This window comes from Hahella chejuensis KCTC 2396 (genome assembly GCF_000012985.1).
GTDB classification, from domain to species: domain Bacteria; phylum Pseudomonadota; class Gammaproteobacteria; order Pseudomonadales; family Oleiphilaceae; genus Hahella; species Hahella chejuensis.
Genome location: NC_007645.1, coordinates 6,211,118 through 6,225,564, shown reverse-complemented (window position 1 = coordinate 6,225,564; position 14,447 = coordinate 6,211,118). Strand labels below are relative to the sequence as shown.

14 protein-coding genes are annotated in these 14,447 nt (G+C 52.1%); 11 read left to right on the top strand and 3 right to left on the bottom strand.

All coding sequences use genetic code 11. The features are described 5' to 3' along the window. The first annotated feature begins 135 nt into the window (after positions 1 to 135). The 11 genes from HCH_RS27360 (at position 136) to HCH_RS27310 (ending at position 10,694) form a co-directional block, all read left to right on the top strand. The gene (locus HCH_RS27360) at positions 136 to 1,392 is read left to right on the top strand and encodes an ABC transporter substrate-binding protein (protein WP_011399789.1); all 1,257 of its coding nucleotides are present in this window, start codon (positions 136 to 138) and stop codon (positions 1,390 to 1,392) included. A gap of 81 nt (positions 1,393 to 1,473) precedes the next feature. After that, on the top strand, positions 1,474 to 2,409 hold the full coding sequence (locus HCH_RS27355; protein WP_011399788.1) for a carbohydrate ABC transporter permease: 936 nt from the start codon (positions 1,474 to 1,476) through the stop codon (positions 2,407 to 2,409). Continuing rightward, complete coding sequence (locus tag HCH_RS27350; RefSeq protein ID WP_011399787.1) at positions 2,402 to 3,283, top strand: carbohydrate ABC transporter permease; 882 nt, start codon at positions 2,402 to 2,404, stop codon at positions 3,281 to 3,283. Before HCH_RS27355 ends, HCH_RS27350 begins: the two co-directional genes overlap by 8 nt. Before the next feature lie 52 nt (positions 3,284 to 3,335). After that, entirely contained in the window at positions 3,336 to 4,454 is a 1,119-nt protein-coding gene (locus tag HCH_RS27345) for an ABC transporter ATP-binding protein (protein WP_011399786.1), read from the top strand. Between the two features lie 155 nt (positions 4,455 to 4,609). Beyond that, the gene (locus HCH_RS27340; protein WP_011399785.1) at positions 4,610 to 5,464 is read left to right on the top strand and encodes a helix-turn-helix domain-containing protein; all 855 of its coding nucleotides are present in this window, start codon (positions 4,610 to 4,612) and stop codon (positions 5,462 to 5,464) included. 98 nt (positions 5,465 to 5,562) lie between these two features. Next, a complete protein-coding gene (locus HCH_RS27335) occupies positions 5,563 to 6,534 on the top strand; it encodes a carbohydrate kinase family protein (protein WP_011399784.1) in 972 nt (323 codons plus the stop codon). Further along, positions 6,531 to 7,736, top strand: a complete 1,206-nt coding sequence (locus HCH_RS27330; protein WP_011399783.1) for an AGE family epimerase/isomerase — start codon at positions 6,531 to 6,533, stop codon at positions 7,734 to 7,736. The genes HCH_RS27335 and HCH_RS27330 overlap by 4 nt, the downstream gene beginning before the upstream one ends. A gap of 400 nt (positions 7,737 to 8,136) precedes the next feature. Beyond that, positions 8,137 to 9,000, top strand: coding sequence for a helix-turn-helix domain-containing protein (locus HCH_RS27325; RefSeq protein WP_011399782.1), 864 nt, complete (start codon positions 8,137 to 8,139; stop codon positions 8,998 to 9,000). A 99-nt stretch (positions 9,001 to 9,099) separates the two neighbouring features. After that, on the top strand, positions 9,100 to 9,585 hold the full coding sequence (locus tag HCH_RS27320) for a CesT family type III secretion system chaperone (protein WP_011399781.1): 486 nt from the start codon (positions 9,100 to 9,102) through the stop codon (positions 9,583 to 9,585). Between the two features lie 12 nt (positions 9,586 to 9,597). Continuing rightward, entirely contained in the window at positions 9,598 to 10,320 is a 723-nt protein-coding gene (locus HCH_RS34010) for a hypothetical protein (protein WP_011399780.1), read from the top strand. A gap of 5 nt (positions 10,321 to 10,325) precedes the next feature. After that, positions 10,326 to 10,694 carry a hypothetical protein gene (locus HCH_RS27310; protein WP_011399779.1) on the top strand — a complete coding sequence of 123 codons (369 nt, stop codon included), beginning with the start codon at positions 10,326 to 10,328 and terminating at the stop codon, positions 10,692 to 10,694. Positions 10,695 to 10,843: 149 nt separating this feature from the next. Here HCH_RS27310 and HCH_RS27305 read toward each other — a convergent pair whose 3' ends face one another. From HCH_RS27305 to HCH_RS27295, 3 genes are all read right to left on the bottom strand, one after another. Continuing rightward, complete coding sequence (locus HCH_RS27305) at positions 10,844 to 11,266, bottom strand: hypothetical protein (RefSeq protein WP_011399778.1); 423 nt, start codon at positions 11,264 to 11,266, stop codon at positions 10,844 to 10,846. Between the two features lie 11 nt (positions 11,267 to 11,277). Next, complete coding sequence (locus HCH_RS27300) at positions 11,278 to 12,441, bottom strand: hypothetical protein (RefSeq protein WP_011399777.1); 1,164 nt, start codon at positions 12,439 to 12,441, stop codon at positions 11,278 to 11,280. 146 nt (positions 12,442 to 12,587) lie between these two features. Further along, a complete protein-coding gene (locus tag HCH_RS27295; protein WP_011399776.1) occupies positions 12,588 to 14,168 on the bottom strand; it encodes a methyl-accepting chemotaxis protein in 1,581 nt (526 codons plus the stop codon). Between the last annotated feature and the right edge of the window lie 279 nt (positions 14,169 to 14,447).

Below are 14,447 nucleotides of genomic sequence, written 5' to 3'. Positions count from 1 at the left end.
GTATTTCCCCCCCTATACTCAGTGAACCTTTGAGCGTAATCAGAGGTTTTCAGCCTTCCTAATTATCCCATCGGGATTGTTCAATCGGGAATGGCGAACCTTTTATTTAAACAACAATAAACAGTAGGTTTGGTCATGAAACGAATTAAAAAAGCTCTTGCTCCTATCGTTCTTTCTGGCATCGCAGCGGCAACTTCAGCACAGGCGGGCGAAGTTGAGGTTCTCCACTGGTGGACCTCCGGCGGTGAAGCGGCGTCTGTCGCAGTATTGAAAGGATTGTTGGAGAAAGAAGGGCACACCTGGAAAGACTTTGCGGTTGCCGGGGGTGGCGGGGAAAGCGCCATGACCGTTCTGAAATCACGAGCCGTATCTGGAAACCCACCTGCAGCAGCCCAGATCAAAGGTCTGGACATTCAGGAGTGGGCGAACCTCGGCCTGCTGGCGAACCTGGACTCCGTCGCCAAGACCGGTAACTGGGACAAACTGCTCCCAGAAGTCGTCTCCAACGTCATGAAATACGAAAACCACTACGTTGCTGTTCCGGTTAACGTGCACAGGGTGAACTGGCTGTGGGCCAACCCAGACGTTTTCCGTAAAGCGGGCGTAGGCATCCCAACCACTTGGGAAGAATTCCCTGCAGCGGCTGACGCTATCCAAAAAGCGGGCTTCATTCCGCTGGCGCACGGCGGTCAGGCATGGCAGGACGCCACTCTGTTCGAAGCCATTGCTTTGGGCATGGGCGGCAGTGAGTTCTACAACAAAGCCTTTGTTAAGCACGATGCAGATACCTTGAAGAGCGAGAAGATGGTTAAGATCTTCGAAACCTTCAAGAGCATGCGTAAATACATCGACAAAGATGCAGCCGGTCGCGACTGGAACATCGCCACCTCCATGGTCATCAACGGCAAAGCCGCGATGCAGGTGATGGGCGACTGGGCCAAAGGCGAGTTTACTGCAGCAGGCAAGAAGCCTGGCGTAGATTACATGTGTTTGCCTGCTCCCGGCACTTCCGGCCAGTTCACTTTTAACATCGACAGCTTCGCTATGTTCAAACTGAACAGTGACGCCAATGTCAAAGCGCAGGATGCGATGGCGCGTCTGATCATGGAGCCGACCTTTCAGGAAACCTTTAACCTGAACAAAGGCTCTATCCCTGTACGCAGCGGCATGGCTCGCGACAAGTTCGACAGCTGTGCGGAGGCTTCTATGGACGCCTTCAACGCCGCCGCTTCCACTGGCGATCTAGTGCCCAGTATGGCGCATGGCATGTCCACCACGTCCTATATCCAGGGCGCTATCTATGACGTCGTCACCAACTTCTTCAATGACGACAGTCAGTCCGCTAAAGAGGCGGTCAACAAGCTGGCTCAGGCTGTAAAAGCAGCAATGTAATCGGCTTGGCGCGCGTGAACTAACCTGTTTGCGCGCGCAACCCCTATCTCTATCCTAAACTTGCCTTTAACGAGGGGAACCATGAGGGCGATATCCATGGGCGCACACGATCGTCCCGAAGCAACTGCAAAAGCGAAAGGCGGTCTGGCCTGGTTGGAGCGCTGGCTGCCAAAAATGGTGCTGGCTCCGACGTTCGTCATGATGCTGGTCTTTATTTACGGCTACATCATCTGGACGGCGGTCCTGTCTATGACCAATTCGCGCTTCCTGCCATCGTATGATTTTGTCGGGCTGCTTCAATACGAAAAGCTGTTTGAGAACGACCGCTGGTTGGTGGCTTGCACCAATCTGGGGGTGTTTGGCGGATTGTTCATCCTGGTCTGCCTCGCTTTAGGTGTGTTTTTAGCGATACTGCTGGATCAGAAGATCCGTCAGGAAGGCGCTATCAGAACCATCTACCTGTATCCCATGGCCTTGTCTTTCATCGTTACCGGCACCGCCTGGAAATGGATGCTGAACCCCGGGTTGGGGCTGGAGAAGGTGGTGCGCGACATGGGCTTTGAAAGCTTCACCTTTGACTGGATCGTGGACCCGGATATGGCGATCTACACCTTGGTGATCGCCGCCGTATGGCAGTCCTCAGGTTTCGTTATGGCGATGTTCCTGGCGGGTTTGCGTGGTATCGACAGCTCGATTATTCAGGCGGCGCAGATTGATGGCGCAAGCATGCCGAAGATATATCGCCGTATTATTCTGCCGAGTCTGCGTCCGGTATTTTTCAGTGCGTTCATCATTTTGTCCCACATCGCTATCAAGAGTTTCGATCTGGTTGCGGCCATGACTGGCGGCGGCCCCGGCTATTCCACCGACTTGCCGGCGACCTTTATGTATGCGCATTCCTTCACTCGCAGCCAGATTGGCTTGGGGTCCGCGAGTGCGATGCTGATGTTGGGCGGCGTATTGGCCATCCTGATTCCTTACCTGTATTCCGAATTGAGAGGGTCCCGCAATGGCTAGTCAAACTGCGCCATCCTCCTTTAATTGGAGCCGTATTCATCGCGGCGTGATCTATGCGCTGCTGCTTACCGCAGCGTTGTTCTACCTGTTGCCTCTGCTGGTCATGGTGCTGACTTCGTTCAAGACCATGGACGATATCCGCAGCGGCAACCTGATTTCTCTGCCGAAGGAGTTTGTCCTCGACGCATGGTCCAAAGCCTGGAGCGGAGCATGTACCGGCATCCGCTGCGAAGGGGTGGAAAGCTACTTCTGGAACTCGGTTCAGATCGTCGTACCGGCGGTGTTGATCTCCACTTTTCTTGGTGCGTTGAACGGCTATGTTTTCACCAAGTGGAAGTTTCGTGGCAGTGAACTGCTGTTCGGTCTGTTGCTGTTCGGATGCTTTATTCCCTTTCAGGTTGTGCTGCTGCCCATGGCGCAGACGTTGGGATTGCTTGGTCTCGCGAACTCTACGACCGGCTTGGTTTTCGTCCATATCGTCTACGGCATGGCGTTTACAACCCTGTTTTTCCGCAACTTCTACATAAATATTCCAGGGGAGCTGGTGAAAGCCGCGCAACTGGATGGCGCAGGTTTCTTTACGATCTTCTGGCGTATTTTGTTGCCTATCTCCGGCCCGATAATCGTTGTGACGATCATTTGGCAGACCACGCAAATCTGGAACGACTTCCTGTTCGGCGTTGTCTACGGCAGCGGCGATACTCAGCCGATTACTGTCGCGTTGAATAATCTGGTCAACACCTCTACCGGTGTGAAGGAGTACAACGTGCACATGGCTGCGGCGATTATCGCGGGTCTGCCCACACTATTGGTTTATGTACTGGCCGGCAAATACTTCGTCAGAGGACTGACCGCCGGGTCTGTGAAAGGCTAGGCGCGCCGCCGCCTTTCACACAAGAACACAGACAGTTTCGAGGTTAACTTAAATGGCTGCATTAGAAATTCAAAACGTTCGTAAGACCTACGGCGGAAAAACGGAAGTCCTGAAAGGCATTAACATCAGCATAGAAAACGGTGAGTTTTTGATCCTGGTTGGTCCATCCGGCTGCGGTAAATCCACCCTGATGAATAGTATTGCGGGGCTGGAGGAAATTACTGACGGCGCAATTTGCATCGGCGGCGAAGATGTTTCCGGGCGCAGCCCGAAAGATCGCGACATCGCCATGGTATTCCAAAGCTATGCGTTGTACCCGAGCATGAACGTGCGCGACAACATCGCCTTCGGTCTGGAAATGCGTAAGGTGCCTAAAGAAGAACGTATGCAGGAAGTCGAGCGGGTAGCGAAGATGCTGCAGATCGAGCACTTGCTGGATCGGAAGCCTTCCCAGCTTTCCGGTGGTCAGCGTCAGCGTGTGGCGATGGGCCGGGCGCTGGCGCGCAAACCCAAAATTTACCTGTTCGACGAGCCGTTGAGTAACCTGGACGCCAAGTTGCGGGTGGAAATGCGGACGGAAATTAAGAAGCTGCACCAGAATCTGGGCACCACCATTGTTTACGTGACCCACGATCAGATCGAAGCGATGACCTTGGCGGATCGCATCGCGGTCATGAAAGACGGTATCGTGCAGCAGTTCGGCACGCCGCAGGAGATTTATGACGAACCCGCCAACATCTTCGTGGCTGGTTTCATGGGCTCACCGGCGATGAACTTCATTCCAGTGCAGATCCAAAATGAAGGCGGCGGCCTGGTGGCGAAAGTCACTACCCGCGATGGCCGTACCTACAGCCTGCCCCTGGGCGAGCGTGGCGCCAGCCTGACTAACTACGTCGGCAAGCAGGTGACTCTGGGTCTGCGTCCTGAAAGGGTGACTCAGGTGAATCCGCATGAAGTAGAGAGAGCCGATGTCATGGTGCTGGAAGCTGAGATCGATATGGTCGAGCCTACCGGACCGGACACCGTCATGCACATTCATCTGAACGGCACGGAAGTGAGCTGTCGTGTGGCGCCTGACAGCGCGGGCAAGCTGGGTGAAAAGATGAACCTCATGCTCGATCTGTCCAAAGCTGTTTTCTTCGATATCGAGAGTCAGGCCCGCATCGGCTAGAGCTTATAGCCCGGAGTTTCTGCTGGGAATCAGCCCCGGGCGTTTTTGCGTTCACTAATAAAATATCAAGCTCCTGGCGCTCGCTGAGGCTTTGCCTTAGCGACTGCGTCCCGGGCATGCCTTTACCTGAATAAAAATAATTAGGGGGTGAAGCGATGATTGGTCAATCCTATGGCCGAGAAAGCCATCCGTACGGATTTGAGCTGGAAGGCGAGCGCCACCAGCCGGAAGCCATGGCGACTGCGCATCAGCACTGCCATTTGGAGATTCTTATTCTGACCCGCGGCAAGGTTGAAATGCTGTATGGTCAACAGACGATGATTTTGTCCGCCGGAGAACTTTTGTGTTATTCCGCGTTGCATTTCCATCAGTTTGGCGCTGTTAGCGATGACGCCGTGGCGTACAGCTTCAGACTGCCTCTTTTCGCCTTGTTCAACCTGCAACTTTCCTGTGGCGTGAAGCAACAATTGTTTCACGGCGCTCCCTGTCGCGCGCGTTGTGCGGGATTGGTGGACGATACTATGTTGGCGCGATGGGTGGCGGAGCTGCGGTTGCGCGATCCCGCTCTGGACGACCTGATTCTGGATGAAATCACTCTTCTGTTGCGGCGCTTGTTCAAGGACGCTTGTTTTACTCCGCCTGATCAACAGATTCCAGGCGTCTCGGGGCTCAAAGTCAGTCAGCATATTCCTGTGATGCTGCAATTCATCAATGACAATTATCATGCGTCTATCAGCGTATGCGATGTGGCGGATCACGTGGGATTGCACAAGAACTTCGCTATGACGCTGTTCAAGAAAACCCTGGGAATGTCGATTCTTGAGTATCTGACCGCGCTGCGGGTGCATCATGCGCGACGTATGTTGCAATACACGGGGGAGCAGGTGACTCAGATCGCCTACGCCAGTGGATTTTCCTCCGTGACGCGGTTTTACGAAGTGTTCGCGAAATACTTTGGCGAGTCGCCGCAAAAGTATCGGAAAAGTTGCGCTTTGGTAGGAGACGACTGAAACGAAGATGTGTATAACCAGGGCTTTTCGGCGATAAACGTAGCGCCGACTTCGACCTATAATAATTGGCCCCGGATTAAGTAAGCGGACTAAAAAATATGAGCACTGTCGTTTGTTTTGGTGAAGCCCTCATTGATTTTCTGAATATTGGGCAGGATGAGGAAGCCCCTCTGCGTCTGCGCAAGTTCAAGCAGTTTCCAGGCGGCGCCCCAGCCAATGTGGCGGTGGCTATCGCCAAGCTGGGAGGCGACGCCCGGTTTGCGGGGCAGGTAGGCGATGACGAGTTCGGGCGTTTCCAGGCTCATGCCCTGCAGGCGTATGGCGTGGACACCAGCCAGCTGCTGTTTCACCCCACGGCGAAAACCGCCCTGGCGTTCGTGATGCTGGACGATTCGGGTGAGCGTACATTTTCTTTTTACCGCGATGGCTCCGCGGATATGGTTTTGCTGGCGGAGCAGGTCGCTCCGGCCTGGTTCGCGGGCGCTTCTGTCTTTCATTACTGTTCTAACACGCTCACGACGCCGGCTATAGCCGCCGTAACCGAGACGGCGCTAAGCCGGGCTAAAGACGCCGGCTGCGTCATCAGCTTTGACGTGAATCTGCGCCATAACCTGTGGGCGACGGGAAAAGCGGATAAAGAAGTGATCACCCGCCTCGCGGCCGCATCGCATTTGTTGAAGCTGTCTCTGGATGAATTGGAGTATCTCGCCGCCGACGGCGACTCTGATACCCTTTGTCAGCAATGGCTGCAGCAAGGCGTGAAACTGATTCTGGTGACGGACGGCGGTAAGCCTATACGTTATATTTCCCTCGCGTTTTCTGGAGAAGAAGCGACGCCGCCTGTGAAGGCGGTGGACACCACGGCGGCGGGGGATTCGTTTATGGGCGCCATACTGTTTGGGTTATCGAAATACGGTGACCAGACGGCGTTGCTCAATTCACAATCCCAGGTCGCAGCACTGGTGCGTTTCGCTTCTCAGTGCGGCGCATTAACCGTGAGTCGACAAGGGGCTTTTCCTGCGTTGCCTGACTGGTCTGAAGTCGGTCGTTTTTGGGAGCTGGGTGAATGAACTTTAAGAACAGGGATTTTTTAACGGCGCATAGTCGCGAGATACTGGACTTCTATTTACGTGCAGGCCGTGACGAACGGGGCGGCTATTTTCAAAACTATTATGACGACGGACGCGTGTTTGCGGCGGGAGACAAGCATCTGGTCAGCAGTTGCCGGATGACGTTCAACTTTTATCAGGCGCACCAGTTTTTGCAGGCTCGCAACGAAGAAGAGCGGGCGCAATGGCTGGAATGGGCCGGGCGCGGACTGGCCTATCTGCGTGATGCGCACAAGCGAACGGATGCGCCCGGTTATGTGTGGACTTTCAATGATTACCAACCCGCAGACCAGCGGCAATATTGTTATGGTTACGCCTTTCTGATTCTGGCGTTCGCTTCGGCGGTCAGCGCCGGAGAAGAGTCTGCGCGCGAGGACCTGTATGCGGCCTGGGAGCTTATGGAGAAGCACTTCTGGCAGCCGCAACAAGGGCTCTATGCGGATGAAATCAGCGCGGACTGGAGTCAGGTGTCGGACTATCGCGGGCAGAACGCCAATATGCATGCCTGCGAAGCGATGATCGCCGCTTATGAAGCCACATTGGACTCACGTTTTCTGTCGCGCGCCCTAGCGCTTGCGGAAAAGGTCGTGTTGGAGCTTGGAGGAAAGTCTGACGGGTTGGTGTGGGAACACTTTACCCAGGACCTGGATATCGATTGGGACTACAACAAAGACGACCCAAAGAACCTCTATAAGCCCTGGGGATTCCAGCCTGGTCATCAAACGGAATGGACCAAACTGTTGCTGATGCTCGCCCGTCACACCGATTTACCCTGGCTGATCGGCAAGGCGCGGGAGCTGTTTGATCGGGCGATGGAAGCCGCCTGGGATGATCGTCACGGCGGATTGTTTTACGGTTTTGCTCCAGACCAGAGTATTTGCGATGACGATAAATATTTCTGGGTGCAAGCGGAGAGTTTCGCGGCGGCGGCGTTGCTGGGCGAGACGACAGGAGACGAAGGCTACTGGCGCTGGTATGAACGTCTTTGGGAATATTCCTGGGCGCATTTTGTCGACCATGACCATGGCGCCTGGTATCGAATCCTCAATGCGGATAACTCTAAAGTCACTGATAAGAAGAGTGAGGCTGGCGCAAAGTGTGACTACCACTCATTGAACGCCTGCCTGGAAACATTGCGCGTGCTGCGAGCCTCGTCAATCTGACGAGGCGGTCAGAAATTTAAGTAGTTTTTCTTTCTTTTTTGATTTTTTTCACTACCAAGGCCGCTTTCTCTCGAACTGAGATAAGCGGCTTTTTTGTGTTTTTCTTAAAGCGTTAAGCCAGATATTGGTTAAAAATAAGATGCTTTGTTGTTTTTTTGTTCATGCTGGCGTTAGAATGTGGAGTTGCAAAAATGAAGTAAAAAAACAACAAAAGCTAAAAATGCCCCCAAGCTGGAACGCCGTAAGTAAGAGATATTCAGGTAGATAAAAATAGTTGGGTGAGATTCGATTTTTTGGAAAATTTATTCCAATTGTTAACTTAATGGAATATATTTGCTATTCATCTGACACTGCTGAGTAATCTCGCTTATTCCTGAATAAAAATAACACGGGGAAAGCAATGAAAAGTCCTTCTATTCACGATAGGCATGACGCCAATACCCATACTGACGCCTCTGGGGTGGTCAGCTTTCACTTTGGTGAGCCCGAGATCATGGAAGGCTCACATCAACACTGTCACCTTGAAATCAATATTCTGCTCTCCGGCGCCTTGAGACTGAGCTACCTTGATCAGTTGTACGAGCTGGAAAGCGGTGACGTCATCTGTTTCTCCGCACTACACCGACATCAGGTGGTTTCGGCGGATGAGAGCGCAGTGGCGCTGCAGTTGCGTTTGCCTTTATTCCTGCTCACGGACATGTGCGCGAATGAAATGTTCAAACATTTGTTGATTCGCGGTACGCCCTATCGTTCCAACGCAACAGGTTTGCTGTCCCTCGATACAGTAGAACGTTGGGCGCAGGAACTGCGCTGCATGGATGGACCATTACAGGACTTGGTGCTGGATGAGATCACTCTGTTTCTACGTCGTATGATCATGCGCAACCCATGTAAATCCGGGCAGGGCGCAGGCTGTGGAGAATACCGTAGCCGGCATTTGCACCACGCGCATTGCATGGTGGATTTTATTAACGGCAACTATCGAACGCCTATAACGATCGCTGATGTGGCGGACGGAGTCGGACTGCACAAAAATTTCGCCATGAGCGTGTTTAAGAAAGCAGTGGGAATGTCCGTACTGGAGTATCTGACTGATTTGCGGGTGAATCATGCCCGCCGGTTGTTGCTGTACTCTCAGGATCAGGTGATTGAAATCGCTTTCGCCAGTGGATTCTCCTCCGTCACGCGCTTTTACGAGGTCTTCGCCAAATACTTTAACGAATCCCCCCTTAAGTATCGCAAGCAGCACGCTGACCCGGATTGAAACTATTGTCCGGCGCGGGTTACTCATGAGATTGGCGCAGGGATGGCTCGCATCAGCCATCCCGCGTTCATCATGGGGACACTGTGCGGGAGGGTGCGCATGCTTGAAGATATCAATGAAAAGCTTCGCTATGTCGGGGAGCGCAATGGCCTTAGCTGGCTGCAACTGGACGCCCAGGGTGTCTGTGGCGCCCAGACTCAGGCCGGAATTAAATGGCGGATAGAGTGGCCTCAGGCCAGTCCCTGGTTGCTGTTCCTGGCGGAGTTGGACGAGGCGCCGGAGCGGAACGATGATTTACTTGCTTTATACGAACTTTGCCAGACCCTGAACTTTCCGGGACCTGAGTGCCTCTTGGGAAGCGTCTCGATAAAACCTGGCGGCCGATTTGTATACCTTCACTACCGGCATGAAATTGAAAACCTGCATGCGATCAAGCTGGAGGAACTGCTTAACCAGTTTCTGGCGGATGCAGCGTTGGCGAGAGAGCGTATCCAAACAGTTAAGCGCGGCCAAACCGGTGCCGGAGAAGGTGGCCTGAGCCGGTCGCGTGAGGCCCCGCCTATGCAAATATATATGAATGTGTAGGTTTGCCTGGTCATGGAAATCAATGCTAATCGAGGGCATCAGATCTCAGCCTATGAGCGCCAGGATGTTAATAAATCTGTCTCTGGAAGGACTTCTCCCCTGGCTGGATCAAGCCCAAAATCCGTTGCACCCGAAGCTCCTGTCGTCAACTCCCAAGCAGCCGGCGCTTCAGGAGATGCGCTGAGGACGAGCCAGCATAGTGAAACAAGAAGTGTTGAAGCTCATAACGCAGGCTCTGGAAGTGTTTCAAATGAAAGCGGCTATAGTCAGGTCATTAGCGGTTTAATTGAGGACAGTAATAAAAAGTTTCCGTTAACTGAAACAAACGCCAGGATAATATTGGATAGGTTTGTGCCAGAAGGCTTTGTTCCAGAAGCTGTCGCAGGGCCCGGAGGCAAAGGAGCTGATTTGGTCACGAAAGGTCCAGATGGGCAGATTTTTAAAATCGAGAATAAATGCACTGCCTCTGCACGTGGTTTTGACAAGGAAATTTCTCATGCCGCACAGAATCAAGCTGAGGGATGCTTGGTATTTGTTCAGGTTCCTGAAGGCACAGATGCTGGTCGCTGGATGGGAAAATTTTGGGGAAATAGGCAGACTATTCTTAATGACCCCACACCAGAAAATGTTCAAAAACTGGAGGTATATAAGAATACCGATATTGTTATTTATGACGACAAAGGAAACGAATTATTGCCTCGACAGCCGATCTTCAATCCGGATGGGAAAAGGTAGTTGATATGAGTGAACTGTATTACCTGTTTAACCAAATAACGAAAGAGTGCATTTGTCTTGGGAAGAAAACCGGCGAAGATGGCTCCGAATATACCGGCCCAGTCTGCTTCATTGGCGATAACAGATATTACTTGCCAATGAAGTATATGCATTTACTTGTTGAGCGTTTTAGAAGCTCCTCTCCCGCAGGGGCAGTTTGTGAGCTGACTGGATCTGAGCTGTTCGACACGACTTCTTATCTTGGTCCAGATGAAGAAGCTATAGAAGTTGGGGGCGATAGAGATTTTGACCGCCCTTTGGAGACATACCTTCCTGAGCTGGAAGACCGCCAAGTCAAAGAAGAAATTAAAAGGAACGGTATACTGATAAATTGAGAAGGGGTCCCCAAAACAAAACTATTTACAGGGTCGCGCACTTCTAGAGATGGACTATTAATCAGGCAGACAAATAGAAGGAAGCTATTTGTCTGCCTGATTAATAGTAGGGTTCACCTTCTTATGAGGAAGGTCTATTTTTACAGGCCTTAGTATGTTTTCACAGCCTTCACCGTATCATCCAACTCAGCAGCGGATATAAATCCGATGTAATTGGAATTCTTCGCGACGAGTTCTTTGATGTCCTGATTACTGGGGGCCGTCACCATGGGCGCGGCTTTGCCAGTAAAGACCAGCCTTGACCAATAGGAGAGGAATTGGCGTGACCCCTTGTTGACGACTTTGGCGCAAAATTCTTCAAACAGTTCAGAGGAGCTGTCTATGGCTACAATAGTCGCTTTCTCTCCGTTGGGTAAAAAAGCCTGCTTCGCCAGGAAAAGCTTTTGAATGTCTTCGTTGCTCAAATCAAGATTCGCCTTGGGATTTACAATGATGGCGACTTCAGCCTCAACCGCCTGCGCCTGCAGCAATGGGTAGATGAGAGCAAACACGATAGTGATGATTCTTAACATGCCGGCGCTCCTTAAAAGACGAAACTGATCGCAGTGCTGAATATTTTGGTGTTGATACGATTAGGGCCGTCCTCGTCATAGTTTAGTTTGCTGAAGTCGAACTTTAAGGAGGCACTGTGATGGAAGTCATAGCGCACGCCGACGGTGATGACTTTATTGTCCTGATGGGTGCTCTCTATCATACCTTCCAGCGTGGTATAAACGGGATCGGACTCTGGAACCTCGTCAAGAATCTCTCTTTTGGGGCTGGTGTCGAAAACTTCGTAAGTGATGTGTGGAGTGAATTTGTCAATGGTGTACCCGACTGAGAGGTAATAGCCGAGCGGGTCAGGAAAGATGCTGTCTTCAATTTCCGATTTGGTCACTTCCGCTACCGCGAAGAAGTTGTCGTATTCAACTTTCAATGAAACGCTACCGAAGGTTCCACGGTCGTCATTGGCGCGGATGGCGTCAGCTGCTTCCTCGGAGACAGTGGGGCCGGGAGGCGGCGCGCCAGGTCCGTCAGGAGGAAGGATGGTGTCCAAGCCCGGAACAATGGCGGGAATGGAAAGCTTAGAGCGGAAGTAGGAGAAACGCATGCTGATCCAGTCTATGCCGATCCGCCAGGAGCCGCCGTAGACGAATTTTAAGTCCACTTGCCCGATAGGAATGTCTTCCCGCACGGAGCCATAGAAGAAGTTCAAAGTTGAATCGAACTCGCGTATTTGTGATGCGTAGGTGACGTTCAAGCCATCCAGGTTATTGAACAAAGGAACGTATACCGACTGCGGAGGTCTGACCCAGTGATAAGCGTAGCCTACGTCTATAGTATCGCTGTATTCAAAGAAGGGGGTTCTGAAGCGTCCCACCTTGGCTGTCCAAGTGTTATCGATAGCATAGGTGACATAGGCCCACTCGAACTCGGCGTTATGATCTTCTGATCCCCGGGCGATAATCTGGGCTGTGGCGGAGAGATTGTCCCCCATATCTCCGCGCACCTGTAATCCCAACAGGGACTCATTCTTGAAGTTGAGATCGTCGTCGTAGAGAAAATAGGGTTTTTCATCATCGAATGTCGTGGCGGCGACGATACTGCCGAAGCCATTGATGTGGATTCTATCGTCGGCGGCGTGGACGGGGTTTGCTGCATATAGCGTTGTGAGCGTCAGGCATATACAGGACTCTTTTATTTTCATTTTTCGCACCTTGCTTTTCCTTAAGGCGTTGAGATTCTTCTGATGAACCTGTCCGGCTTACGGCTGTCCGGACGGCGGGCCAGGTAAACGACATCTACAGCTTGAACGGCCGGGCAGGCTTGAATACGTCCCTGGGCGACTCATCGTCAAACTTTGAATTGGCCGGTCACCTCCTTTAACTTCCTGGAAATTTGTTGCAACGCATGGGCGGTTTCATCCACTGAGTGTACGGTTTCCGCAGCGGATCTGGCGTTGGATTTGATCTCTACGATAGTATCGTTAATGGAGGCTGAGACGTTCTGCTGCTCTTCTGTCGCTAAGGCGATTTCAGAGTTCATTTTGGTGATGGAAGCGACTTTGTCGGTGATTTTTTCCAACGAGGCGTCAGTTTTCGCCGCCTGATCCACGCTCTCATTGGCTTGCTTCTGGCTGTGGGTCATAGCGTTGACAGCGCCTAATGAGGCGCTTTGCAATTCTTCGATAACGGTCTGGATTTCTTTGGTGGACTCTTGGGTTTTGGACGCCAGGGTGCGTACTTCGTCTGCGACTACTGCGAAGCCGCGCCCCTGCTCTCCTGCTCTGGCGGCCTCAATGGCGGCGTTCAGCGCCAACAAATTAGTTTGTTCAGCAATGCCTTTGATGACGTCCAGAATACTTCCAACATTGACGGTGTAGCTTTCCAGACGACGAATGACGTCAGAGGCTTTTTCAACATCATCCGCCAGCGAATTGATGGTCGCTACTGTCTGATTCACCACTTCCCGTCCCAGCTTCGCCTCCTCGTTGGCGCTTACGGCTTCAGCCGCCGCCTGCGACGCGTTGTGGGCGATGCTTTGTACGTTATGCAACATATGTTCGACGGCGGTGGTCACCTCATCCGTCGCTTTTTCCTGCTCGTCCGCCAGGCGAGAGGTGACGGAAGTCATCGAGCTAAGGTCCCCGGACATCCGTGCAAGCGGCTCAAATATACTCACGATCTGGTTAATGCTACCGTGCAGCTTGTCCATGAAAATGTTAAACCAGTGCACTAACTCACCCACTTCATCTCGACTGCTTAGGGGGATGCGTTTGGTCAGATCGCCTTCACCTTGAGCGATATCCTGCAATGAGTTACGCATCAGGCGGAGATTTTTAAGGATCAATGAAATAATGCTGGCGGAGATGAACAGAATGATGGCTATGGCGACGCCGCTGGTGGTCGCTGTGATGGCGAAGGCTTCTTGCGAGGCGGAATGGGAATCCCCCACGGTTTTGTTGAAGGCGTCCAGCGCCTGCGCATTGAATTGGCTCAACTGCTCGGAGGTTTGTTTAAGGAAGTCCCGCATTTGCGCTACTTCGCCAGCAATCTGGGACGGGTCTAATGAGCCGTCCAGCATTCCCTCCGAGACTTTCATCGCTTTGTTGAAGTAGCGGTCAAGCAAGGTCCTGCATTGCTCAATCGCGGCGACTTGCGACGGCCAAAGCTGTTTTTGCTCGTCGATGTCCGCGATCATCTGCCGATAAGTGTTGCGGGCGGCTTCCAGCATATCCGCTTCACCCACGGATACAGAAGTATTAAATACTTCTTCCAGTCTGCTCAGGCGAGACATATTGGTTTTGGATGACTGAACGACAGGAAAATAGAGCTGCTGTATCTGATCCAGGCGTTCTGTGTTACTGGCGTTGATACTGTGATTAAAAACCAGGTTGGTAATGAATCCCAGCACGGCGATAGCCGGGATAATCATTATTTTTACCTTTATCGACAAATGGTTTAGCAACATCATTTAATCCATGATGAAGTAGTGGGTGATACTGCTTGAGCGGCAAGTAAGACAATGACAATCCACGCCGAAGACCTTTATTTCACATAAAGATAGTTCTGGAACTAAAAATGTCCAGTTCCCAGTGGCGTTTCGATGCTTTCTGAGGGGAAGGGCGGTGGACAAGCATTCGCCGCCTTACTACTCTTCTTTATAGACACCATCACCCGAACGTCTGGCGGCAGGGAGGCGCGTGGCGGTTCG

What these genes read in the sequence shown, in the direction of transcription:
- HCH_RS27330 (WP_011399783.1), top strand. Translation starts at nt 6,531, where the DNA reads ATGAACTTTAAGAACAGGGATTTTTTAACGGCGCATAGTCGCGAGATA.
- HCH_RS27350 (WP_011399787.1), top strand. Translation starts at nt 2,402, where the DNA reads ATGGCTAGTCAAACTGCGCCATCCTCCTTTAATTGGAGCCGTATTCAT.
- HCH_RS27345 (WP_011399786.1), top strand. Translation starts at nt 3,336, where the DNA reads ATGGCTGCATTAGAAATTCAAAACGTTCGTAAGACCTACGGCGGAAAA.
- HCH_RS27300 (WP_011399777.1), bottom strand. Translation starts at nt 12,441, where the DNA reads ATGAAAATAAAAGAGTCCTGTATATGCCTGACGCTCACAACGCTATAT.
- HCH_RS27335 (WP_011399784.1), top strand. Translation starts at nt 5,563, where the DNA reads ATGAGCACTGTCGTTTGTTTTGGTGAAGCCCTCATTGATTTTCTGAAT.
- HCH_RS27340 (WP_011399785.1), top strand. Translation starts at nt 4,610, where the DNA reads ATGATTGGTCAATCCTATGGCCGAGAAAGCCATCCGTACGGATTTGAG.
- HCH_RS27310 (WP_011399779.1), top strand. Translation starts at nt 10,326, where the DNA reads ATGAGTGAACTGTATTACCTGTTTAACCAAATAACGAAAGAGTGCATT.
- HCH_RS27295 (WP_011399776.1), bottom strand. Translation starts at nt 14,168, where the DNA reads ATGATTATCCCGGCTATCGCCGTGCTGGGATTCATTACCAACCTGGTT.
- HCH_RS34010 (WP_011399780.1), top strand. Translation starts at nt 9,598, where the DNA reads ATGGAAATCAATGCTAATCGAGGGCATCAGATCTCAGCCTATGAGCGC.
- HCH_RS27360 (WP_011399789.1), top strand. Translation starts at nt 136, where the DNA reads ATGAAACGAATTAAAAAAGCTCTTGCTCCTATCGTTCTTTCTGGCATC.
- HCH_RS27355 (WP_011399788.1), top strand. Translation starts at nt 1,474, where the DNA reads ATGAGGGCGATATCCATGGGCGCACACGATCGTCCCGAAGCAACTGCA.
- HCH_RS27325 (WP_011399782.1), top strand. Translation starts at nt 8,137, where the DNA reads ATGAAAAGTCCTTCTATTCACGATAGGCATGACGCCAATACCCATACT.
- HCH_RS27305 (WP_011399778.1), bottom strand. Translation starts at nt 11,266, where the DNA reads ATGTTAAGAATCATCACTATCGTGTTTGCTCTCATCTACCCATTGCTG.
- HCH_RS27320 (WP_011399781.1), top strand. Translation starts at nt 9,100, where the DNA reads ATGCTTGAAGATATCAATGAAAAGCTTCGCTATGTCGGGGAGCGCAAT.